Source organism: Microbacterium sp. Y355 (genome assembly GCF_059445345.1).
Map to the genome: position 1 here is coordinate 3,010,296 of NZ_JCAIUD010000001.1, position 22,114 is coordinate 3,032,409.

20 protein-coding genes are annotated in these 22,114 nt (G+C 65.1%); 14 read left to right on the forward strand and 6 right to left on the reverse strand.

From position 1 onward, the window contains the following. Positions 1-13: 13 nt before the first annotated feature. From AC1C2O_RS14535 to AC1C2O_RS14550, 4 genes are all read left to right on the forward strand, one after another. Positions 14-850, forward strand: coding sequence for an SDR family oxidoreductase (locus tag AC1C2O_RS14535; protein WP_495431151.1), 837 nt, complete (start codon positions 14-16; stop codon positions 848-850). After that, a complete protein-coding gene (locus AC1C2O_RS14540; RefSeq protein ID WP_495431152.1) occupies positions 844-1,776 on the forward strand; it encodes a dihydrodipicolinate synthase family protein in 933 nt (310 codons plus the stop codon). Before AC1C2O_RS14535 ends, AC1C2O_RS14540 begins: the two co-directional genes overlap by 7 nt. 39 nt (positions 1,777-1,815) lie before the next feature. Next, a complete protein-coding gene (locus AC1C2O_RS14545; protein WP_495431153.1) occupies positions 1,816-2,799 on the forward strand; it encodes a LacI family DNA-binding transcriptional regulator in 984 nt (327 codons plus the stop codon). A 195-nt stretch (positions 2,800-2,994) separates the two neighbouring features. Then, on the forward strand, positions 2,995-4,626 hold the full coding sequence (locus tag AC1C2O_RS14550; RefSeq protein ID WP_495431154.1) for a fucose isomerase: 1,632 nt from the start codon (positions 2,995-2,997) through the stop codon (positions 4,624-4,626). A 150-nt stretch (positions 4,627-4,776) separates the two neighbouring features. On the opposite strand, the gene AC1C2O_RS14555 is transcribed toward AC1C2O_RS14550, so the two are convergent. Next, positions 4,777-5,346 (reverse strand): TetR/AcrR family transcriptional regulator, encoded by a 570-nt coding sequence (locus AC1C2O_RS14555; protein ID WP_495431155.1) that lies wholly within the window; start codon positions 5,344-5,346, stop codon positions 4,777-4,779. A 73-nt stretch (positions 5,347-5,419) separates the two neighbouring features. Here AC1C2O_RS14555 and AC1C2O_RS14560 point away from each other — a divergent pair, with 73 nt between their 5' ends. Beyond that, a complete protein-coding gene (locus tag AC1C2O_RS14560; RefSeq protein ID WP_495431156.1) occupies positions 5,420-5,992 on the forward strand; it encodes a dihydrofolate reductase family protein in 573 nt (190 codons plus the stop codon). Positions 5,993-6,048: 56 nt separating this feature from the next. Next, positions 6,049-7,413, forward strand: coding sequence for a flavin monoamine oxidase family protein (locus AC1C2O_RS14565; RefSeq protein WP_495431157.1), 1,365 nt, complete (start codon positions 6,049-6,051; stop codon positions 7,411-7,413). Here AC1C2O_RS14565 and AC1C2O_RS14570 read toward each other — a convergent pair. Further along, positions 7,370-8,023, reverse strand: coding sequence for a Pr6Pr family membrane protein (locus AC1C2O_RS14570; protein WP_495431158.1), 654 nt, complete (start codon positions 8,021-8,023; stop codon positions 7,370-7,372). The two genes, AC1C2O_RS14565 and AC1C2O_RS14570, sit on opposite strands and share 44 nt — an antisense overlap. A gap of 124 nt (positions 8,024-8,147) precedes the next feature. After that, entirely contained in the window at positions 8,148-8,735 is a 588-nt protein-coding gene (locus AC1C2O_RS14575; RefSeq protein WP_495431159.1) for a hypothetical protein, read from the reverse strand. Between the two features lie 128 nt (positions 8,736-8,863). Between AC1C2O_RS14575 and AC1C2O_RS14580 the strand changes: the two genes are divergently transcribed. The 3 genes from AC1C2O_RS14580 to AC1C2O_RS14590 all read left to right on the forward strand — a co-directional run bounded on the left by AC1C2O_RS14580 (position 8,864) and on the right by AC1C2O_RS14590 (position 12,543). Continuing rightward, complete coding sequence (locus AC1C2O_RS14580; RefSeq protein WP_495431747.1) at positions 8,864-10,051, forward strand: glycosyltransferase; 1,188 nt, start codon at positions 8,864-8,866, stop codon at positions 10,049-10,051. A gap of 3 nt (positions 10,052-10,054) precedes the next feature. Then, positions 10,055-11,311, forward strand: a complete 1,257-nt coding sequence (locus AC1C2O_RS14585) for a glycosyltransferase family 4 protein (RefSeq protein WP_495431160.1) — start codon at positions 10,055-10,057, stop codon at positions 11,309-11,311. A 104-nt stretch (positions 11,312-11,415) separates the two neighbouring features. Beyond that, the gene (locus AC1C2O_RS14590; RefSeq protein ID WP_495431161.1) at positions 11,416-12,543 is read left to right on the forward strand and encodes an AI-2E family transporter; all 1,128 of its coding nucleotides are present in this window, start codon (positions 11,416-11,418) and stop codon (positions 12,541-12,543) included. A gap of 67 nt (positions 12,544-12,610) precedes the next feature. On the opposite strand, the gene AC1C2O_RS14595 is transcribed toward AC1C2O_RS14590, so the two are convergent. Then, a complete protein-coding gene (locus AC1C2O_RS14595; protein ID WP_495431162.1) occupies positions 12,611-13,114 on the reverse strand; it encodes a hypothetical protein in 504 nt (167 codons plus the stop codon). 56 nt (positions 13,115-13,170) lie between these two features. Then, positions 13,171-13,332 (reverse strand): hypothetical protein, encoded by a 162-nt coding sequence (locus AC1C2O_RS14600; RefSeq protein ID WP_495431164.1) that lies wholly within the window; start codon positions 13,330-13,332, stop codon positions 13,171-13,173. Positions 13,333-13,442: 110 nt separating this feature from the next. Between AC1C2O_RS14600 and AC1C2O_RS14605 the strand changes: the two genes are divergently transcribed. Further along, positions 13,443-14,411: a GlxA family transcriptional regulator gene (locus AC1C2O_RS14605; RefSeq protein WP_495431165.1), complete on the forward strand. Its 969-nt coding sequence runs from the start codon at positions 13,443-13,445 to the stop codon at positions 14,409-14,411. A gap of 1 nt (position 14,412) precedes the next feature. On the opposite strand, the gene AC1C2O_RS14610 is transcribed toward AC1C2O_RS14605, so the two are convergent. After that, entirely contained in the window at positions 14,413-15,102 is a 690-nt protein-coding gene (locus AC1C2O_RS14610) for an NRDE family protein (protein ID WP_495431166.1), read from the reverse strand. 136 nt (positions 15,103-15,238) lie between these two features. Between AC1C2O_RS14610 and coaBC the strand changes: the two genes are divergently transcribed. The 4 genes from coaBC to pntB all read left to right on the forward strand — a co-directional run bounded on the left by coaBC (position 15,239) and on the right by pntB (position 22,112). Beyond that, complete coding sequence (coaBC, locus tag AC1C2O_RS14615; protein ID WP_495431748.1) at positions 15,239-16,522, forward strand: bifunctional phosphopantothenoylcysteine decarboxylase/phosphopantothenate--cysteine ligase CoaBC; 1,284 nt, start codon at positions 15,239-15,241, stop codon at positions 16,520-16,522. Positions 16,523-16,578: 56 nt separating this feature from the next. Then, complete coding sequence (locus AC1C2O_RS14620; protein WP_495431167.1) at positions 16,579-18,774, forward strand: ATP-dependent Clp protease ATP-binding subunit; 2,196 nt, start codon at positions 16,579-16,581, stop codon at positions 18,772-18,774. A gap of 360 nt (positions 18,775-19,134) precedes the next feature. Continuing rightward, positions 19,135-20,703 (forward strand): Re/Si-specific NAD(P)(+) transhydrogenase subunit alpha, encoded by a 1,569-nt coding sequence (locus tag AC1C2O_RS14625; RefSeq protein ID WP_495431168.1) that lies wholly within the window; start codon positions 19,135-19,137, stop codon positions 20,701-20,703. After that, the gene (pntB, locus tag AC1C2O_RS14630) at positions 20,700-22,112 is read left to right on the forward strand and encodes a Re/Si-specific NAD(P)(+) transhydrogenase subunit beta (RefSeq protein WP_495431169.1); all 1,413 of its coding nucleotides are present in this window, start codon (positions 20,700-20,702) and stop codon (positions 22,110-22,112) included. Before AC1C2O_RS14625 ends, pntB begins: the two co-directional genes overlap by 4 nt. Positions 22,113-22,114: the final 2 nt, after the last annotated feature.

Below are 22,114 nucleotides of genomic sequence, written 5' to 3' on the forward strand. Positions count from 1 at the left end.
AGGAGCGTCCACCATGGTCGAGGGATTCGATCCGCTGTTCTCCGTCCGAGACAAGGTCGTCGTCGTCACCGGCGGGTTCGGTCAGATCGGCGCGGAGTTCGTCAGGGCGCTGCACGCTCGTGGCGCACGAGTGGCAGTCACGTCGCGCAACGAGGTTGCTGACCCGGGAACGAGACTCGACATCGCCGATGCGAGCGCCGACTCCCTCATGGCGATTGAGATGGACATCACTGATCAGGCGAGCGTCGAAGCGGGCTTCGAACGCATCGTTCGCGAGTGGGGCGTTCCGACAGTCATCGTGAATAACGCCGGACTCGACACTCAGCCCAGTGCACCGCCCGAAGTCTCCGGACCGTTCGAGAATTTCCCGCTCGAGGTCTTCCGTGAGGTTGTGGACACGAACCTCGTCGGAACGTTCCTGGTCACACAGGTCGCTGGCCGCCACATGCGCGACGCCGATGTGTCGGGCTCCATCATCAACATCGGGTCGATCTACGGGATGGTCTCGCCGATCCAAGACATCTACGCTTACAAGGCGGAGACCACCGGTATCCCGTTCATCAAGCCAGTGGCCTACTCGGCGGCGAAGTCGGGCCTGTACAACCTGACGCGGTACTGCGCGACGTATTGGGGCAGAGCCGGGATCCGCGTCAACACGTTGACTCCGTCCGGCGTGCGCCGCGATACCCAGGATGCGACGTTCCAGGCCAATTACACCGAGCGTATGCCGATCGGGCGGATGGCGGAGGCTCATGAGTTCAACGGTGCCCTCCTCTTCCTCGCCTCAGACGCATCCGTCTATATGACCGGATCCAACGTCGTCGTCGACGGAGGGTGGACAGCATGGTGAGCGACCTCCTGGGCGAACGTCTGTTCTCCGCCGCAGTGACTCCGATGGCCGCCGATGAGTCGGTCGATCTGGACGCACTCGCGGCCATGATCGATGCGGACCTCGCGCGAGGTGTGGAGGGACTGTACGTTTGCGGTTCCTCCGGTGAGGGTGTGCTGCTGTCTGAAGCGGAGCGAAGGAGCATCGCCCGTACGGCAGTGACGGTCGCGGCGGGGAGAGTGCCTGTCGTCTCGCACATCGGGGCGATGTCCACCGGCGAAGCGATCCGTCTCGCCGAGGACGCGAAGGATGCCGGCATCACGGCGATCTCGATGATTCCGCCGCTGTACTACGGCTATTCAACGCCGGAGGTCGTGCGGCACTTCCGTGCCGTCATCGACGCCGTCGATCTGCCATTCGTGCTGTACAACATTCCTCAGTTCACCGGTCGGGACATCTCGGAGGGCGGCTTCGAGGAACTGCTGGAGCTTCCGCAGGTGATCGGTGTCAAGCACACCTCGCGCAACCTGTACGGAGCGGAGCGGATCATCCAGCGCTACCCGCATCTGAGCCTCATAAACGGGTTCGATGAGTTCTACCTGCCGGCTCTCTCCATCGGCGCCCGCGGGGCCATCGGAACCACGGTCGGCGTGCAGATCGAGCTGTTCCTGGCGATGCGTCGTCGATTCTCGGCAAACGATCTCACCGGCGCACGCATCGTCCAAACAAGGATCAACGACACGGTCGAAGCGATGGTGGCGGAGGGCGTGTTCGGCGCAGCCAAGTACCTCGGCGGCAAGAACTCCGTGCCGCTCGGCGACTGCCGTCGGCCGCTCCCGCCGCTTGACGACGCGGCCAGAGTACGACTGGATGCGGTGTGGGAAAAACTGCAGGAGAACATCGCCCGCACGGTCGCCGAGGAGCGCGACGTCAATTCGGCTGGATAAGGTTGCCTGACATCCATCGGGTGGAACTGGGGAGCGCAGATGACCACGATCTACGACGTTGCGAAGCTCGCCGGCGTATCGCCGGCGACCGTATCGCGGGTCTTCAACGGCACGAATGTGTCTGCGGAGAAGGTTGTTGCCGTGCGCCAGGCCGCGGAACAGCTGAAGTTCACGCCGAATCGCACGGCGCGCTCGTTACGGCTCCAGAGCTCTGAAGTCATCGGGCTGATCATCCCGGATATCGAGAATCCGTACTTCACCGAGATGGCGCGTGGGGTCGAGGATGTGGCGTCCGAGGCTGGCTACTCGGTGGTGCTCTGCAACTCCGATTCTCAGGCTGAGAAGGAGAAGACCTACCTGAGCATCGCCATCGCGGAACACATGTCGGGCATCATCATCGCCCCTGCCACAGAAAACACGGATCTTGCCGCGATTCTCGCGACCGGGCGCCCAGTTGTCGCCGTTGATCGCAGCACCGGGTTCGACGTCGATGAGGTTGTGATGGCCAACAAGGTCGCCGGAGTATCCGCAACGCAGTCACTGCTCGCGGCGGGATATCGCCGAGTCGCCTACATCGGCGGCCCAGAGCACATTGACACCGCCGCGGAGCGCGCGCAGGGTTGGCGGTCAGCGATGACTGCGGCGGGCTCTGCGGCTGTCACCGAGGAATTGGAGCGCTTCGCAACCTTCCGCGTCGACGGAGGCCGTGCGGCCATGGAAGAGCTTCTCGCACTGCCAGAGCCTCCCGACGCCGTCGTCGCCGGCAACAACCTCATCGGCGTTGGCGCGATCCAGGTTCTCACCGAGCATGGTCTCACCCCGCCGAAGGTCGGTGTTGCCGTCATCGGCTCGCTGCCGTTTACGACACTCTCGCCGACGGCGGTTACCGTGGTGCGCCTGCCCGCGCGCCACATGGGCGTCACCGCCGCACGGATGCTGCTCGAACGCATCCGTGGAGACCAGCAGCCGGCCCGCACGGTCGTGCTGCGCAACGAAGTGCAAGCCGCCAGCGCGGTGCGTTGACGCCCGATCCCCGGTCCTGAAATCAGGACCTTCGACCGAGAGCAGGACGTTTCTGCAGAACCCTCCTGTTCTCGAGACAACTTCCTGATTCCGGGATGCCGAGGCAGGGCGCCCCACCACCCACTTGCAGCTTGAAATCGATTTCAGGTACAGTTGCCAACGCGGCGTCTGTACCCACCAGTAACGGAGAACACTATGAGCTACACCCTTCCCGCCCCGGCGTCTCGCCCGGCATCCGCCCCGAAAACCGCGTACCTGATCACCTCCGGCGATCTGCGCGAGGCCGCGAACGTCGGCGGATGGCCGACCCAGGTCGCGCTCGAAGCAGGCGTGTCCCGCGTCTTCGGTGAGCTCGGCTGGAGCGTCATCCGCGCCTTCGACGTCGACCCCGCCACCGGCCACGGCTTCATCTCCAGCCAGCGCATGGGCCTCGGAGTCTTCAAGAACATCCCCGCTGACGCCCCGCTTATCGTTGCGATCGCGAACTGGCAGTACTCGCACCACGTGCTCGCCGGACTCCGCACCCACCAGGGCCCGATCCTCACGGTCGCGAACTTCGCGGGCGACTGGCCGGGACTGGTCGGTCTGCTCGGACTGAACGCCGGCCTCACCAAGATGGACAAGCCCTACTCGTCGACCTGGTCGGTTGACTTCACTGACGAGTGGTTCACGGCCACCCTCAAGGAGTGGACCGAGACCGGCACCATCACCCACGACTACTCGCACGTGCGTGCGCTCCCCGCGCTGCCGGAGAGCCCGGAGAAGCAGCTCGGCGAGGCACTGGCCGCCCAGCTCCGCGACGAAAAGGCCATCATCGGCGTCTTCGATGAGGGATGCATGGGCATGTACAACGCCATCTTCGATGACGAGCTGCTCAACGAGACCGGCATCTACAAGGAGCGACTGTCGCAGTCCGCGCTGTACGCCGAGATGCTCAATGTTGCCGAGGAAGAAGCTGACGCAGCCTTCGACTGGCTCGTCGAGCACGGGATGACGTTCCACTTCGGTGAGGATGGCACGACCGAGCTCACCCGCGAGCAGGTGCAATGGCAGATGAAGATGTACATCGCCGCCCTGCGCATCTCCGACGACTTCGGACTCGACGCCGTCGGCATCCAGTACCAGCAGGGTCTGAAGGACCTGGTTCCGGCATCCGACCTCGCCGAAGGCATCCTGAACTCCACCGAGCGCCCGCCGGTCACCTCGCGCGATGGCTCGCGCGTGCTGCACGAGGGGCGTGCGTTCCCGCACTTCAACGAGGCCGATGAGGGCGTCGCGGTCGACGCGCTGGTCACCGACCGCGTCTGGCGCGCGATGGGCCTCGTTCCCGACAACACACTGCACGACGTGCGCTGGGGCGAGGATTACGAGGGCCAGTTCGTTTGGGCGTACGAGATCTCCGGTTCCGTGCCCGCCTCTCACCTCGGGGGCTGGGACAAGGCCGAAGGCTGGCGTCAGGGCCACGTGTTCTTCCCCGCTGGCGGCGCCACCCTCAACGGTGTGTCAAAGCCCGGTGAGATCGTGCTGTCGCGCGTGTTCATCGCCGAGGGCATCCTGCAGGCCGACATCTTCCGTGGTGCCGTCGTCGAGCTCCCAGAGGCGGAGACCCAGCGCCGCAAGGATGCCACCAACCCGGAGTGGCCGCTCGCACACGTCGTACTGAACGGCGTCTCGCGCGATCAGTTCATGGCGCGCCACAAGGCGAACCACGCACAGCTCGTCTACGCACCGGATGCTGAAACCGCCGACAAGGCACTCATCGCGAAGGCAGCGATGTTCGACGGCATGGGCATCAAGGTGAACCTGATCGGCGACGTCGCGGTCTGATTCACCTAGCGGTCTGATTCACCTAGTGGTCTGATCGACAACATCGCTTGACCCTCGTCAGGGTCTGACCGACAACGCATAAACCGCCCTTCCTGGATTCAGGGAAGGGCGGTTTGTGCGTTCTCGAGAGCGTGGCGTGCGCGGCGACTCTCAGCCGGGTAGCAGCCCCGCGACGAGCGCGTCGACAATGTCGTCGGTGGAGGTATCCGGATCGATGGGTGATGTGAGTCGATCGAAGACGAGACCTTCAATCGCGTAGTGGAACAGGGTGATCTCGCGTCGCCCGCCGGGGAGTTCGGCCGCCTCGTTGAACGCGACATCGCCGTCGAGCCCGGCGCGTTGCCACGTGCCCAATGAAGCGGCGAGTTCTGGACGGCGGGCTGCTTCGAGCCTCAGTTCGTACAGCGCGAGCGTCACCTCGCGCTGTGTGGTCAGACGGCGCACGATATCGCGCGTGTAGTCGGCGAAGAGTTCGCGGCTGGGCTGCTCTTCGGCACGGGCCTCGAGATCTGACGGTGTGGGCGCGAGGCGCACGCCGATTCGCTCGAACAGCCCGGTGACGAGGGCCTCCCGGCTGCGGAAGTAGTTCGAGGTCGTGCCGATCGGAACGCCGGCCTCCGCATCGATCGCCCGATGGGTCAGGCCGCGCGAGCCCTCTCGCGCCAACACGGTGATGCCGGCATCCGCCAGCACCGCTCGGCGTGCTTCGTTCTTCGCCATGGGAATGACTCTAGCGCAACCACTGCACCTGTTGTAGTCTCCAATCACTGCACCTGTAGTTATTGGAGAAAAGATGCGAGAACTCACCTATTACGTCGCTGTGAGCATTGATGGTTTCATCGCCGGCCCTGGCGGAGAATTCGACCGGTTCCTCGTTGAGGGGGATCATGCAGCGGACATCTGGTCGAAGTACGGCGGAACAGCGCCGACGGCGCTCGCCGCGGCGGCCGGCCTATCGGTCGAAGGGGGCCCGTTCGACACTGTGCTCATGGGCTGGAACACCTATGCGGTCGGACTCCCCGATCTGCCGTCCCCATACCGCCACCTCCGGCAAATTGTCTTCACGCGTGCGCACAGTGCCCCGAACGGCTCGGATGGCGTCGAGTTCACCGACCGCGATCCCGTTGAGGTCGTGCGCGAGCTCAAGGCTGAGGAGGGTAAAGGGATCTGGCTCTGCGGAGGTGGCTCGCTTGCGGCCGTGCTGCGCGACGAGATCGACCGGCTGGCACTCAAGCGCAATCCAGTGCTCTTCGGCGACGGCATCCCGCTGTTTGAAGGGCGAGGTTACGCACCCGCCGATTTCCGCCCCACCGCGATCACGCCGTACGAGTCGGGAGTCGTGCTCGCCGAATACGTGCGCGGCTAAGCCTTCAGAACGCTGGAGAAGCCTCGTTCAGCCGGAACGGGTAGTGTGGCGACACCATGAGGATGACGCGTCGCGAGCTGCTGATCGGCGCCGGAGCCGGGGCCCTCAGCGTGCTGCTCGTGTCCTGCACGCCGGAACCTGCTCCCACGCCGACCCCCACTGGCACGCCCACTCCGCTGCCCACAACCACTGTGCCGGCTCCCGCCGCGAGCGTGCGCAGCGCGTGGTCGACAGACCCGTTCTCGCGCGGCGCCGTCAGCTTCACCCGCATCGGTGTGCAGTCGGCTACCCGCGAGACATTGGCAGAGCCCGTCGGAGGGCGGCTGTTCTTCGCGGGCGAGGCGACGGATGCCGATAATCCCGGCACGATGCGCGGTGCGATCCACTCGGGTGAGAGCGCCGCGGTGCGCGTGCGCGCCACGGCAGGTCCCGGCGAGCGGATCGCCGTGATCGGTGCCGGTCTTGCCGGCGCGACAGTCGCCGCACGGCTCGCGGATGCCGATATCGAAGTCACCGTATTCGAGGCACGCGATCGGGTCGGCGGACGCGTCCACTCGCAGCTCGACGACGACTGGCCGATGCCGATCCAACTCGGCGGATGGCTGCTCGGCGACGCCCCGGAAGACGGTCGCCCCGTCCTTGACAGCCTCGAGACTGTGGACCTGGCATCCGCTCTCTGGCGCTCCCCAGAGGGCGACCTCGACCCGGTCAGCAACGCGTCGCTGGAGCAAGCGATCGCCGCAGCCCAATCCTTCCCGGCCGATGTCTCACTTACTGAGGCGCTGTCAGAGACCGGCGCCGATCCTGAAGAGCCGGGCCTTGCCGCGCTCCTGGCGTACCTCACCACCACCTCGGGTGCGGATGCCGACACCGTGTCATCCTGGTTCCCGCCTGCTCTGCCGATTCCGGCAAGATCAGGCATCGTCAGTGACTTCGGCGCAGTCGTGCAGCAGATGCTGGAGGGCGCGCAGCTGACCCTGTCGTCCGCAGTAACCCGCGTCGCCTATGACGATGCGGGTGTCAGTCTGCGTCTCGGCACGGGGGAGTCGACCTCGTTCGATCGGGTGGTGATCACCGTGCCGCTCGGCGTGCTGCAGCGCGAAGGAATCGAATTCGCACCGCCCCTGCCGTTCACATACCGCGGCGCAATCAACGCACTGGGCATGGGGCACATCGAGACAGTTTGGCTGCGCTACGACGAGCCGTTCTGGGACACTGAGGCGACGATCTGGCACGCAGTGGACGGCGACCAGTTGGTCCGCACCTGGATCAATCTGCTTCCTGCCACCGGCGAGAACGTGCTGGTGGGAATCCTCGGCGGAGCGGCTGCCGAGGAGTTCGCAGGACTCGAAGAGGACGACGCCCTCGTCGCAGCCCTCACATCGCTGGACGCGTTCCTGCCTTCCGGCGTGACGGACTGATCCGACTGATCACCGCCAGCACCGTCGCGATGAGCGCGAAGATCGCCAGGGCGATGCCGCTCGTCAGCAGAAACTCCCCGGTGCCGCTGACCTGCCGCAGATCCAAGAAGTAGTACGGATACCAGCCGATCATCGGCCCACGCCACATCGTCACCCCGCCCCAGGCCAGGGGGAAAACGAGAGAGCCAGGGATGATCCACCACGGCACCGACCGGTGTCCGGGGGTGAGCGTCCACGCGATCGCAGTGAGGGCCGGCAGCCAGAAATGCAGCACCTGATCTGACCAGGGGACATCCACGCGGATGCCGCGGACCCCTGCCTGCCAGACGATCAGAGCGAATGCGAGGCCGGCCGTGATCGTCCAGGTCAGCACCAATGAGAGAGCGATGCTGAACCAGCGAGGGTCGTCGTCGCGGCGGAACGCCAGGATGCCGCCGATGACGAGCAGGACGACGAGTGCGCAGTTCGACTCCACTGTGAGATATGCGAAGAAGTTGCGACCGGAAATGGTCTGCGAACCGAGGCCCCAGAACAAGCGGTGGATGAGCGCGGTCAGACACACGGCTGCCGTGACAAGACGAAGCACGCCGAACGTGGTTCGTGCCCTCACTGTCGCCAGCCTCCCCCGCGGCGCGGTCTCACGCCATCCGGCGATTCTACGGAGAACAGCACGTCTCTACGGCGCGAACATCCTGGTGGCATCCATGAGCGGTTCGGGCAGATCGTGTTTCCAGTCAGGCTGGATCGATCCGCAGCACGCCCGGTGTCTCGCCGCCCGTGACGTCGTCGGCGATGCGGATACTGCGCGCGAGGTCGTCGAGCGCCGGAATCACCGTGGCGAACATCTCCCGAGAGCCGCCGACGGCCGTGAGAGTGATCAGGTGCGTGCCGGTGTCCCAGGTGTAGGTGGCGAACGGGGGAGAGGACGGCTGCTCTGGGAACGAGATCACCAGCTTCTCGCCCGCGCCCAGTCGCGAGGTGAACGACTCGGTGTCGTCGTACTCCATAGGCATCATCGCCCTTGCACGGCGCACATCGTGGGTGAGTTCCTGGGTCGTCGCCATGGCAACCACAATTTCGGGGTCGGACTTCCACATCCAGACCAGCACGCGCCCATCGGCCCGCTTCATCATCGCCGGTGCGAGCTGGCTGATCGCCCACGCGCCGACGCGCGTTCCTCGAGGGACGGGTCCGCTTCCTGTCTGCACGGCCTGGCCCATCAGCATCCGCAATGCTGCCTTGCGCTGGCGGCGTCCCTTCCAGCCGAATGATTCCGTCACAGGAATCCAGAGTTGGTGGTCTGCGGATGAGGCGATGCGCATGACCCCACGGTAGAGGATGACCCTGCGTGAGTGCTCTGACCACGGCTGGCCTACGAGGTGCTGCAGGCCCCTCCGGTAGAGTTGCCAGCGCCCGGATCCGGGCCCCCTGCCGCGTACCGTAAGGCTGCATATCCGTGACCTCCTCTGACGCTCCGTTGAAGATCCTCATCGGATGCGACACCTTCGCCCCTGACATCAACGGCGCCGCGCGCTTCGCTGAGCGCCTCGCGGCAGGGCTGGTGCAGCGTGGCCACGATGTGCACGTTGTCGCGCCGAACACGAAGTACCGTCGGGCGACGCCCGCGACCGAGGTCATCGAGGGTGAGCCGATGACGCTGCACCGTCTGCCTTCGGTGCGGTGGATGCCGCATGACTGGCTGCGGTTCGTGTGGCCGTGGCGAACGACCCACTATGCGCGCAAGGTGCTCGATCGCGTGAAACCCGACATTGTGCACATTCAGTCGCACATTCTGATCGGTCGCGGTCTCGCGCATGTTGCCGCAGAACGTGGCATCCCGGTCATTGCCACGAATCACGTGATGGCGGAGAATCTGCTCGACCACTCCATGTTCCCGAAGTTCGTCGATGATCTCTTGCTGAAGTGGGCATGGGGGGATGCGAAGCGCACCTTCGACCTCACGCGCGCCATCACGACGCCGACCCGTCGCGCCGCCGATTTTCTCGAGCGGACCGTCGACGTGCAGGGTGTTATCCCGATCAGCTGTGGGATCGATCGCACGCAGTACACGCCGGTGATCGCACCGCGTGAGAAGAACCGCATCATCTTCGTCGGGCGTCTGACGGCAGAAAAGCAGATCGAGGTTATCCTGCAGGCGATGACGAAGCTCGACCCGGCATTGGAGACCACATTCGACATCGTCGGCGGTGGCGACCAGCGCAAGAATCTCGAGCGGCTCAGTGATGAACTTGGCCTCTCTGATCGCGTCACGTTCCACGGTCGAACGACTGATGAGGAATTGCGGGCGCTGCTGTCGCGCGCAAGCCTGTTCGTGATCGCATCCATTGCCGAGCTGCAGTCGATCGCGACCATGGAAGCGATGGCCTCGGCGTTGCCGATCGTCGCCGCAGACGCTGTCGCGCTGCCTCACCTCGTACACAACGGCGAGAACGGATATCTGTTCGCGCCGGGTGATGTCGACGAGCTTGCGGCACGAATGACGGATGTGCTGACCGCGTCGCCGGATGAGTATGCGCGGATGCAGCAGGCTTCGTTGGATGGCGTGCTCGTGCACGACATCAACCGCACCCTCGACACATTCGAGGCCCTCTACCGTGACGAACCGCTGCCGGAGTAACCCATGCACATCGTCTTTTTCGGCGATCAGCACCTCGAGTCCCTCGGCGGAGCGCAGGTGTCGATGCGGTTGCAGCGACGATTCCTCGAACGTGCCGGTCATACGGTGACTGCTGTCGCGCCGAAGATGCATGCGCGCGGAATCACGACGACGGATCCCGGATACCTGGACACACCGTCCATCCCGATCACTCTCGATCGCGAATACTCGATGTCGTGGCCGGGGAAACGCATCGATCGTTTCCTTGACCGTGCCTTCGCGACCCGCCCGCCCGTCGACCTCGTGCACGTGCAGGGCGACTTCTGGGGTGCGTTCATCGGGCATCGATTCGCCCATCGCCACGGCATCCCGGTCGTGCACACGATGCACAATCGCGTCGATGTCGGCATGGCCGCGGTCACCCCGCTGCACAGGCAGGTGCTCGCCGTGCTGAATCTGTGGCGACGCCAGACGATGCGCGGCATTGGCTCACGGGTCAGCGGAAGCGACGGCTGGGCCTTCCTTCGCGGTATCGCTCAGGGATCCAGTGCAGTCACCGCGCCCTCGGGTCATTTCGCACGCCGGCTGGAACAGCACGGGGTCTTCGACAGTGTGGACGTGGTGTGGAACGGCATCGACGATGATTTGCTCGCCGAGACTCTTGCGGCCGAGACTCTCACTGCCGAGACATCATCGTCTGCGCGAGACACCATGCCGGGTGTGGTGTCTCACGCGGTAGATGATGTTCCACGCACCAGGCGTCCGCGATTCGTGTGGCTCGGACGGATGAGTCCTGAGAAGAGGCTGCTCCCGTTCCTGGAGGCGGTTGTCGCATCTCAGGTGGATGCCGACATCGAAATCATCGGCGGCGGAGGGCAGCTGCGCGCAGCGGAGAAGATCGCCCGCCAGCATGCCGGGGTGCGATTCGCGGGGCGACTCAGCTATGCCGAGACCCTCGCCCGGATTGCCGCAGCGGATGCCGTGGTGCAGACCTCCATCGGGTTTGAAACTCAGGGGATGACGCCGTTCGAAGCGGCAGCCCTCGGCACTCCGACGATCGTCTGCGACCCTGACATCGCCGGTGAGCTGCGCGGCGGACTGTGGGCAGTTCCTGGGCCATCGGTCGCTGCGCTTTCCGAGACTCTGCAGCGTGCGGCATCCGACGTCATGGCAGGAACCGCGCCGACCCCGGACTCCGAGGTCGCCGAGGCTTTCCGCCAGTCATCGCGCACCGGGGCGATGATCGAGATCTACGAGCGCGTGCTCGGCGAGCGTTCATAACTCCTCAGAGTCGAGTACGGATCACGGTCGCATAGGCGGTGTTGACGTTCACGACGCACATCGTTGAGGAGTTGTGAACGAGAACCGGCGGGTACGCTGGCCGAGTGACCAGCCCTTCAAGCGTGTCCGGCCCTGTTCTTTCGTCGAGTCTGCGAGTGCTGCTGACGCTCGCCGCATCAGTTGTCGTCATCGCCGGGCTTTCGTTCGCCCGCGAGATCGTCGGGCCCATCGCCCTGGCGATCGTGATTGTGGTCATCTGTGAACCGGCCCGCAGCGTGCTGACGCGCCGCGGGATGCCCACCTGGCTGGGATCCACGCTCGTCATAGCACTGGCGTACGTCATCCTGCTCGCGATGGGTGCGCTGCTGTGGTTCGCAGGAACGCAGTTCGCCCGCCTCGTCGTCGACCTCACCTCCGATAACGGTGTAATCGGCCAGTTCAACGAGTTCGTCGCATGGCTGGATGACCTCGGATTCGGGCAGGAGGCGACGGATGCCGTGAGTTCGCTGCTCGCGCCTGCGAACCTGCTGAAGATGGTGCAGAGCGTTGGAGGCACGGTCGTCGCCGTCGGCACCGCACTGTTCTTTGTCTTCGCGTACATCATCTTCATGGCGGTGGATGCGGCACGCTACCGCCACGCGCCTGCCGTGTTCGGAGCAACGCGCAGCCACGTCATCGGACGCATCACGCTGCTGAATCGTGGAATCCGCCGGTATTACATCGTCAACGCGAGTTTCGGCGCGATCGTGGCGATCATCGACGGCCTCGCACTGTGGTGGATGGGGGTACCGGCTCCCATCGTGTGGGCGATCCTCGCGTTCGTGACGAACTTCATCCCGAATGTCGGTTTCATCCTGGGTCTGGTGCCGCCAGCGATCCTCGCATTCGCCGTCGGCGGCTGGCCGCTGCTGCTCGGTGTCGTCGCCGTGTACAGCGTCGTCAACGTCGTGCTGCAGGTGCTCGTGCAGCCGAAGTTCGTCAGCGACGCCGTTGATCTCAGCCTCACGCTGAGCTTCTTCTCGGTGATCTTCTGGACCTTCGTGATCGGGCCGCTCGGCGCGATCCTGTCGATCCCGTTGACGCTGCTCGCCCGCGCACTCGTGCTGGAGGGCAACCCGGATGCGCTCTGGCTGCGCTGGGTCACGGGCGATCGAACGGCCGTACCGCCGCCGGAGCCCGAAGCTGTGCCGGTGCGGCAGCGACGCCGGCGCCGGTGGATCTGGTCGCGCTGATCTTCGCTGACGCTGATCGGCGTCGACGTGATCCGTTCTGGCGCTGATCGGCGGCAGGTAGCGGAGCTCAGTAGAACAGAGCGCCCAGCGAGCTGATGAGGAAAGAGAGGATGCCGCCCGCGACGCCGGCGATGCCGAGGCCGACGGCGATACCTGCCTGTCCGTGCGGAACGCCGACTCGCTTGAGGCCGACCAGGCCGAAGATCAGGGCGGCCAATGCGGCGATGAACACGAGAAGTGAGCCGAAACCAGCGAAGATCGAGACGATCTGGAAGCCGACACTGCGGATCGTGATCTGAACGATCACGCTCATCAGCAGGCTCAGCGCCAAGCCGGTGAGCCCGATGATGAAGCCGATCCGTCCGGGAGTGTTGCCACCGGTTGAGTCTGGGCGTGATGGATGCGCGCTCTGCCCGTTCAGCACGTAGCCCTGCTGGGCAGCGGGCGGCTGGGGCTGGCTCTGGTAATACGGCTGCGCGGCTGCCGAGGGCGGTGTCGGATGCCCGGGTTGCGGGTGCTGACCGGGCTGGGACGCATACGGCGGAACCGGGGGCCGCTGAGGATCGCTCATGCCGTCGAGCCTAGTCGCGACCAGGAACCTGGCCGCGGGTAGGCCGCGTATAACCATCAGCGGTAGCTGATCGAGGCCTCGGCGCTGTCGAGGGCGTCGCGGTCGGCGACGCGCGACCAATCGGTGGCGACGGCGTGGAAACCATCACGACGGAGTTCGACGACGGTGGAGATGAGTCCGACGAGGGCAAGTACTGCGAGGAGGATGAGAATGGACATGGCAGAAAAGCTACGCCTGTTGATTTCGTGCCACTAGTGGCAGAATTGACATAGGTCATCGAAAAACTGCCAAACTGGGCAAGGTCACACATCGTCGTTGAAGGAGCACCATGAGAACAGTCGCCTGTATCGTCCAAGACGGCTTCGCACCGTTCGAGTTCGGTGTCGCCTGCGAGGCGTTCGGCCTTGATCGATCAGATGACGGCGTCCCGAACTTCGACTTCCGTGTCGTTGCCGTCGAGGCGGGGGTCGTGGCATCCAAGTTGGGGTTCTCTATCAACGTCGAGAACGACCTCTCCTTTGCCTATGAGGCCGACCTCGTCGTCGTCTGTCCGATCCCCCGTGAATGGTGGGGCGCCACAGACCCACGCATTCTCGATGTGGTGCGGGATGCCGCGGCCAGAGGTGCCTGGCTGCTCAGCGTCTGCAGCGGCTCATTCGTCATCGCGGAAGCGGGCGTGCTCGACGGACGACGGGCGACGACACACTGGAAGTACACCGACGAGATGACAGCAATGTTCCCGCTGGTCGATGTCGACCCTGACGTGCTGTTCGTGCAGGATGGTCGCATCATCACCAGTGCGGGCACCGCGGCGGGCCTTGATGCCTGCCTGCACCTGCTGCGCCAGGAGATCGGCGCCGAGCTCACGAATCGTGTCGCGCGGCGCATGGTCGTGCCGCCGCAACGAGATGGCGGTCAGGCGCAGTACATCGATCGACCGATCGCTACGGTGCAGAACGACTCGCTCGCGGCTATCACCGACTGGACCATGGAGAATCTGCGCGAGGATCTGACGGTCGACCAGCTCGCCTCACGCGCGCACATGTCGCCTCGTACTTTTGCGCGTCGCTTCAAAGCAGAGCATGGCGCGACACCGGCGGCCTGGCTGGCGCGCCAGCGGATCATTCAGGCGCAGCGGATGCTGGAGCGCACCGACCTGGGTCTCGACGAGATCGCGCAGGAGTGTGGCTTCGGCTCGGCCGCAGTGCTGCGCCAGAACTTCGCCCGCGTACTCTCGACGACGCCGACCGCGTACCGCACTCTGTTCGCATGCGTTGCGGACGAATCGGCGGCCTGAGCTACCAGCGGCCAGGTGCCGACAGATCTGATTCGTGCACCTCTACGCCGGAATGATTCACCGCGGCGACGCAGTACAGCAGCGACTGGGTCGGATAGCCGTGCGGCCGGTTGTCTCGGATGATCGCCGCATCATCAGTGGGGTCAAGAACGGTGGATGCCGCGAGCATGTCGATCCATTCGCTTTCCCAGGCATCCGTCCGAGCGGCGTGAGCACGAAACTCCGGCAACCAGCGCGCGATGCGTGCGGTCGCCGGATCATCCAGACCATCGTGCGCAATCATGTGCACACCGTGCGGAACCGGAGTCTCGCGCAGACTCTCGCCGTCCCACGACAGCACGCGAGCGGAGTCGGGTCCGACTTCGAGCAGGTTGAATCCGTGAATCGGCAGTGGAGTAGCTGGCCCCCGGCCGGCAACGGACTCCAGCGCGAGACTGCCCCGGCTGAGCACCTGATCCTCGGGCAGGTCGAGGGTGTCGGCCCGGTTCAGGAGCACGGCGAGGCGTCGAGTCGCCGGGTTGGCGGCGAGCCAGGCACCGCCAGCGCGGCGGTCGCGGATGCCGATCACCCCCGGGTATTGCTCGGGCCACCACGGGCCGAGCGAATCCCACGCACGTTCGGGATCCTCGTCACGGACCGCAAGTAGACGCGACCCTCCGGGCTCAGCGACATCGATCACGACCGTACACACGCGGCCAGTCTAGGTGGCCGCGGTCCGGTGTCGAGCCTTGGCCCTGCCGCGCGCTCGGGCGGAGAACGCACGCTTGGGCGGAGCCTCAGCTCTCGAGGCTCAGCCCATCGCTGCGTTCTCCGCCCATCGCTGCGGGATGGATCCGCGCGGCGTGGGTGTGTTGCGACAGGATCCTCCAGAGGCCCACAGCGATGCGCAGCTCAGGCAGAATCAAGGAATGAACATCGTCGTTGGAGCCACGGGCGGCATTGCCGCATACAAGACCGTTCACCTGGTGCGCCTGCTGATCAAGGCCGGTCACGAAGTCACGGTGATTCCGACCGATGATGCGTTGCGGTTCGTGGGCGCACCGACGTGGGAGGCGATCAGTCGCAATCCGGTCACTACGAGCGTGCATGACGACGTCGCGAAGGTTCGGCACGTCGCTCTCGGCCAGGCCGCTGAGCTCGTAATCATCGCTCCGGCAACGGCCAACACGATCGCGAAGATGACGGCGGGGCTTGCCGATGATCTGCTCGGGACGACTCTGCTGGCGACAACGGCGCCGGTCGCGATCGCCCCGGCCATGCATACGGAGATGTGGCGGCATCCGGCAACGCAAGCCAACATCGCGACCCTCCGCGATCGTGGCGTGCACGTGCTGGGGCCGGGCGACGGCGAGCTGACCGGCGGTGACTCAGGACCAGGTCGGATGCTCGAGCCGGAGGACATCGTCGATGCCGCTCTTGCACTGCGTGCTCCGCAGGATCTTGCCGGACTCCGCGTTGCTGTGTCTGCCGGTGGCACCCGCGAGCCGATCGACCCGGTGCGGTTCCTCGGCAATCGCTCCAGCGGTAAGCAGGGCGTCGCGCTCGCCGCCGAAGCCGCAGCCCGTGGTGCCGAGGTCGATCTGGTCGCTGCGAACATTGCGACAGACGTGCTCGCCGAGGCGCGGCATCCTCGAATTCGGGTGCATCCGGTCGGCACGGCTGCGCAGTTGGGTGAGGCGATGAGGGATGCCGCGGCATCCAGAGATGTGGTCATCATGGCGGCGGCCGTCGCGGACTACCGCCCGGCCGAGGCCTCGGAACAGAAGCTGACCAAGGAAAGCGGTGTTCTCGACCGCATCGATCTGGTCGAGAACGAAGACATCGTGGCGGGGCTTGCCGCGGCGCGCGCGCAGGGCCAGACCATTGTGGCCTTCGCCGCCGAAACCCTGCGTGACCCGGAGGAGCGGCGCGAGCGAGCCCGTCGCAAGCGCGCGCGCAAGGGAGTCGACCTGCTCGCCGTGAACCTCGCGGATGCCGAGCACGGCTTCGAGAAGGCAGACAACGCGGTGGAGATCATCGGCGCAGAGGGAGTGGTCGTGGCATCCGCCGAAGGTTCAAAGCGCGAGGTCGCTCGCGTGATTTGGAATGCCGTGCGCGCAGTGCGCGGGTGAGGTAAAGTTGCGCCAACGCGACTCAACTTGATGAAAACTTCACTGGAGGGAATGCGATGACCAACCCCGCACAGCCGCAACAGGACGACCAGCAGTCTGCACTTGAACAGTTCGGCATCAACCTGACCGACCAGGCCCGCCAGGGCAAGCTCGACCCGGTGATTGGCCGTGACAGCGAGATCCGGCGCGTCAGCCAGGTGCTCACCAGGCGCACGAAGAACAACCCAGTGCTCATCGGCGAACCAGGTGTCGGGAAGACCGCCGTCGTTGAGGGGCTCGCACAGCGGATCGTCGCGGGGGATGTCGCAGAATCGCTCAAGGACAAAGATGTCATCACCCTCGACATCTCCGCTCTCGTCGCCGGCGCCATGTATCGGGGCCAGTTCGAGGAGCGGCTGAAGCAGGTACTCAAAGAGATCACCGAATCCGAAGGTCAGATCATCACCTTCATCGACGAGCTGCACACGCTGATGGGCGCTGGCGGCGGCGAGGGATCGGTCGCGGCATCCAACATGCTCAAGCCGATGCTCGCCCGCGGGGAACTGCGCCTTATCGGTGCCACCACGCTCAACGAATACCGTGAGTTCATCGAGAAGGATGCGGCGCTCGAGCGCCGCTTCCAGCAGGTGTACGTCGGTGAGCCAACGGTCGAGGACACCATCGCGATTCTGCGCGGGCTCAAGGAACGATACGAGGCCCATCACAAGGTCGCGATCTCGGACAACGCGCTGGTCGCCGCGGCATCCCTGTCGAACCGCTACATCCCCTCGCGTCAACTGCCGGACAAGGCGATCGACCTGATCGATGAGGCAGCATCCAGGCTGCGCATGGAGATCGACTCGGCCCCTGTAGAGATCGACGAACTGCGCCGTTACGTCGACCGGCTGAGGCTCGAAGAGCTCGCTCTCAAGAAGGAGAAGGACGACGCATCTAAGGAGCGCCTCGCCGCGCTCCGCGAAGACCTTTCTGCGAAGCAGGCGACGCTCGGCGAGTTGCAGGCGCGGTGGGAACTCGAGCGCGCGTCGCTGAACAAGGTCGGCGATCTTAAGGCCCGTTTGGATGCCGCCCGCGGCGATGCGGAACGTGCTCAGCGCGAGGGCAATCTCGAGAGGGCATCGCGCCTGTTGTACGGGGAAATCCCCGCGCTCGAACGCGAAGTGTTCGCGGCAGAGCAGTCCGAGGGTAACGGTGACGGTCGCATGGTCAATGACCAGGTCACCGAAGAGGACATCGCCAGCGTCATCGCGGCGTGGACCGGCATCCCAGTCGGTCGTCTTCTGCAGGGCGAAAGCGAGAAGCTGCTGCATCTGGAGGCTGAGCTTGGCAAGCGACTGGTCGGTCAGAAAGAGGCCGTCGGGGCGGTTGCGGATGCGGTGCGTCGCTCACGCGCGGGCATCAGTGACCCAGGCCGGCCGACCGGATCGTTCCTGTTCCTCGGGCCGACCGGTGTCGGCAAGACCGAACTCGCCAAGGCGCTCGCCGACTTCCTCTTCGATGATGAGCACGCCATGGTGCGCATCGACATGTCGGAGTACGGCGAGAAGCACTCGGTGTCGCGGCTCGTCGGTGCCCCTCCTGGATACATCGGCTATGAGCAGGGTGGTCAGCTCACCGAGGCCGTGCGTCGCCGCCCGTACAGCGTCGTGCTGCTGGATGAGGTCGAGAAGGCGCATCCGGAGGTGTTCGACGTGCTGTTGCAGGTGATGGACGACGGTCGCATGACCGACGGCCAGGGGCGGACGGTGGACTTCTCGAACGTCATCCTGATCCTCACCTCGAACCTGGGCTCGCCGATCCTCATCGACCCGATGCTGTCGCTCGATGACAAGCGTGAGCGCGTCATGGCGCTGGTGCGTCAGGCGTTCAAGCCGGAGTTCGTGAACCGCCTCGATGACATCGTCATCTTCCAGGCGCTCACCGAGGATGATCTCGCGCAGATCGTCGAACTGTCGGTTGACCAGCTGCACACGCGGCTGCGCGAGCGCCGGCTCACGCTGGCTGTCACGCCCGATGCCCGAGCGTGGCTCGCCGAGCGCGGCTACGACCCGGTGTACGGGGCGCGGCCGCTGCGCCGGCTCATCCAGAATGAGGTGCAGAACAAGCTCGCCACGGGGTTGCTCTCCGGCAGGGTGCGCGACGGTGACACCGTGCGCGTGGACGTGTCTGCCGACGGTGCGGGGCTGGTGTTGACGAGCGAGGGGCCGCCTGAAGTTGAGGACGAGGTCGTCGAGGCGGAGCTGATCGACGACTGAGGCAGATTCCGTGCGCGAGGGCGGCCGGGCTCGTGGCCCGGGCCCCTGGCGGCGGCCCCAACCCCGGTCCTGGTCCCGGTCCGGTCCTGGTCCTGGACGCGTCCTGCAGCTGATGCGGGAATGAAAACACGGCTCCGAGCGCCTTCGGAGCCGTGTTTTCATTCCCCCCACGCGCACGGCCGGCGCTGGAGTCGGTGTCAGAGTTTCACAAATCTCAAAGAGCGCGATTCTTTCGAGTCCGAGGGCCGCAATCCTTGCCGAACCTGCACCTCCGGCCCAATATGGTCGTAAGTCAAGTGCCCCGCGCCGGCCCGATCTGGGTGGCCGGCTGATGGCCCGCGACGTGCAAGGGAGCAGTGGATGATGCGAATCGGCATCGTGAAGGAACAGAGCGGTGAGACGAGAGTCGCCGCGACGCCGCAGACGGTGGGTGCGCTGCGAGGGCTCGGCTACGACGTCGCGGTCGAACGGGGCGCTGGCGCGGCATCCGCCTTCCTGGATGATGCGTACGCCGCGGCTGGCGCTGAGATTGTGGAGGCCGATGAGGCGTGGTCGTCACCGATCCTGTTGAAGGTGAACGCCCCGACGGATGCCGAGATTGCTCGCATCGCGGACGGCGCAACGTTGATCGCGCAGCTCAGCCCGAACCTGAAGCCGGAGCTGCGTCAGGCTCTCGCGACGCGGGGGATCACGGCGCTCGCGCTGGATGCGGTGCCGCGCATCTCGCGCGCGCAGTCGATGGATGTGCTCAGCTCGATGTCGAACATCTCCGGTTACCGTGCGGTGATCGAGGCGGCGAATGAGTTCGGGCGCTTCTTCACCGGCCAAGTGACTGCGGCGGGCAAGGTGCCGCCGGCGAAGGTGCTCGTCGCCGGTGCAGGTGTCGCGGGGCTCGCGGCGATCGGTGCGGCCTCGAGTCTCGGCGCGATTGTTCGCGCGACTGATCCCCGCCCGGAGGTCGCCGATCAAGTGAAGTCGATCGGTGGGACGTATCTCTTAGTCTCTGTTCCTGATGAGCAGAAGGAGGTCTCCTCCGACGGCTATGCCAAGGCGACGAGCGAGGCTTACAACCGTCGAGCCGCTGAGCTCTATTCCGAGCAGGCCGCCGACGTCGACATCATCATCACCACGGCGCTGATTCCGGGCCGCGCAGCGCCCAGACTGATCACCGCAGCTGACGTCGCCGGCATGAAGCCGGGCAGCGTCATCGTCGATATGGCCGCGGCGCAGGGCGGCAACGTCGAAGGCTCCGTCGCGGGTGAGAAGTACGTGACCGAGAACGGTGTGATCATTCTCGGCTACACGGACTTGGCCGGGCGTCTGCCCACCCAGGCCTCGCAGCTGTACGGCACGAACCTCGTCAACCTGTTGAAGCTGCTGACGCCGGAGAAGGACGGCCAACTCACGCTCGATTTCGATGATGTTGTGCAGCGGGCGGTGACGGTGGTGCGTGACGGTGAAGAGACCTGGCCTCCGCCTGCCGTGCAGGTATCGGCGGCGCCTGCGGTCGCCGCCGTCGAGGTCGCCGCGGTCGCGCCGAAGCGCACCCTCGGCGCTCGCGGCAAGGCCGCGCTGATCATCGCGGGCATTGCCGCCCTCTTCCTCGTGAACGCGGTCGCACCCGCGCCGCTGCCGCAGCATTTCACGGTGCTGCTGCTTTCGATCGTGATCGGGTTCTACGTGATCGGCAAGGTGGCGCACGCTCTGCACACACCGTTGATGAGCGTCACGAACGCCATTTCCGGCATCATCGTGGTCGGTGCGGTCGTGCAGATCGCGAGCCCGAACCTCGTGGTGCAGATTCTCTCCGCGGTGGCTGTGCTCGTGGCATCCATCAATATCTTCGGTGGCTTCGCGGTGACCAGAAGGATGCTGAAAATGTTCTCCAAGGGCCCTGAGCAGTCCGCGGACAAGGGGGCCCGTCGATGAGCGCCGTTGAGATCTCGGCATCCGTTGCCGGAGCTGCGTACATCGTCGCGGCACTGCTTTTCATCATGAGCCTCGCCGGCCTCAGCCGGCACGACTCCGCTCGCTCGGGCGTTGGTTACGGCATTGCCGGAATGGTCATCGCTCTCGTCGCTACGGTCTGGGTCACGTTCCAGGGGGCGTGGGCACAGCCGCAGGCCCTCACCGGTCTGGTGCTGCTCGTTGTCGCGATGGTGGTCGGCGCGAGCATCGGTCTCTGGCGCGCACGCAAGGTCGAGATGACCGGGATGCCGGAACTCATCGCGCTGCTGCACAGCTTCGTTGGTCTCGCCGCGGTATTGGTCGGCTGGAACGGGCACCTCGCCGCTCCCGACTACACCGGCGCGCTGGCCGATATCCACCACGGCGAAGTGTTCATCGGCATCTTCATCGGTGGTGTGACTTTCACCGGCTCCATCGTCGCGTTCCTGAAGCTCTCGGGGCGGATGTCGTCGAAGCCGCTCATGCTGACGGGCAAGAACGTGCTGAACCTCGGTGCGATCGCCATCTTCATTGCGCTGACCGTCTGGTACGTGATCACCCCTAACCTCGCGCTGCTCATCGTCGTGACGCTGCTCTCGCTCGCGCTTGGTTGGCATCTGGTCGCGTCGATCGGCGGTGGGGACATGCCGGTGGTCGTCTCGATGCTCAACAGCTACTCGGGATGGGCGGCCGCGGCAGCGGGCTTCTTGCTGAACAACGACCTGCTCATCGTCACCGGCGCGCTGGTCGGCTCCTCCGGTGCGTACCTGTCGTACATCATGTGCAAGGCGATGAACCGCTCCTTCATCTCGGTGATCGCCGGAGGTTTCGGCATCGCAGCGCCCACAGGCACCGAGGTCGACCACGGCGAGCACCGTGAAATCGATGCGGCATCCGTCGCCGACATGCTCAGAGAAGCATCGACCGTTGTGATCACGCCCGGCTACGGCATGGCCGTCGCTCAGGCGCAGCATCCGGTCGCCGAGCTCACGCAGAAGCTGCGTGACCGAGGGGTGGATGTGCGATTCGGCATCCATCCGGTCGCCGGTCGTCTGCCAGGGCACATGAATGTGCTGCTGGCGGAGGCCAAGGTGCCGTACGACATCGTCCTCGAAATGGACGAAGTCAACGATGACCTGGCATCCACCACCGTCGTGCTCGTGATCGGCGCGAACGACACGGTCAACCCCGCCGCGGCGGAAGATCCTTCAAGCCCCATCGCCGGGATGCCGGTGCTGCGAGTGTGGGAGGCAGAGAACGTCATCATATTCAAGCGCTCGATGGCGTCCGGTTACGCGGGCGTGCAGAATCCGCTGTTCTTCCGCGACAACGCGCAGATGCTGTTCGGTGATGCCAAGGAGCGCGTCGACGACATCCTCCGCGTGCTCTAACG

Bases quoted from the DNA above. Each gene is read 5' to 3' on its own strand.
- AC1C2O_RS14535 (WP_495431151.1), top strand. From the start codon at position 14: ATGGTCGAGGGATTCGATCCGCTGTTCTCCGTCCGAGACAAGGTCGTC.
- AC1C2O_RS14540 (WP_495431152.1), top strand. From the start codon at position 844: ATGGTGAGCGACCTCCTGGGCGAACGTCTGTTCTCCGCCGCAGTGACT.
- AC1C2O_RS14545 (WP_495431153.1), top strand. From the start codon at position 1,816: ATGACCACGATCTACGACGTTGCGAAGCTCGCCGGCGTATCGCCGGCG.
- AC1C2O_RS14550 (WP_495431154.1), top strand. From the start codon at position 2,995: ATGAGCTACACCCTTCCCGCCCCGGCGTCTCGCCCGGCATCCGCCCCG.
- AC1C2O_RS14555 (WP_495431155.1), bottom strand. From the start codon at position 5,346: ATGGCGAAGAACGAAGCACGCCGAGCGGTGCTGGCGGATGCCGGCATC.
- AC1C2O_RS14560 (WP_495431156.1), top strand. From the start codon at position 5,420: ATGCGAGAACTCACCTATTACGTCGCTGTGAGCATTGATGGTTTCATC.
- AC1C2O_RS14565 (WP_495431157.1), top strand. From the start codon at position 6,049: ATGAGGATGACGCGTCGCGAGCTGCTGATCGGCGCCGGAGCCGGGGCC.
- AC1C2O_RS14575 (WP_495431159.1), bottom strand. From the start codon at position 8,735: ATGCGCATCGCCTCATCCGCAGACCACCAACTCTGGATTCCTGTGACG.
- AC1C2O_RS14585 (WP_495431160.1), top strand. From the start codon at position 10,055: ATGCACATCGTCTTTTTCGGCGATCAGCACCTCGAGTCCCTCGGCGGA.
- AC1C2O_RS14595 (WP_495431162.1), bottom strand. From the start codon at position 13,114: ATGAGCGATCCTCAGCGGCCCCCGGTTCCGCCGTATGCGTCCCAGCCC.
- AC1C2O_RS14600 (WP_495431164.1), bottom strand. From the start codon at position 13,332: ATGTCCATTCTCATCCTCCTCGCAGTACTTGCCCTCGTCGGACTCATC.
- AC1C2O_RS14605 (WP_495431165.1), top strand. From the start codon at position 13,443: ATGAGAACAGTCGCCTGTATCGTCCAAGACGGCTTCGCACCGTTCGAG.
- coaBC (WP_495431748.1), top strand. From the start codon at position 15,239: ATGGATCCGCGCGGCGTGGGTGTGTTGCGACAGGATCCTCCAGAGGCC.
- AC1C2O_RS14620 (WP_495431167.1), top strand. From the start codon at position 16,579: ATGACCAACCCCGCACAGCCGCAACAGGACGACCAGCAGTCTGCACTT.
- AC1C2O_RS14625 (WP_495431168.1), top strand. From the start codon at position 19,135: ATGATGCGAATCGGCATCGTGAAGGAACAGAGCGGTGAGACGAGAGTC.
- pntB (WP_495431169.1), top strand. From the start codon at position 20,700: ATGAGCGCCGTTGAGATCTCGGCATCCGTTGCCGGAGCTGCGTACATC.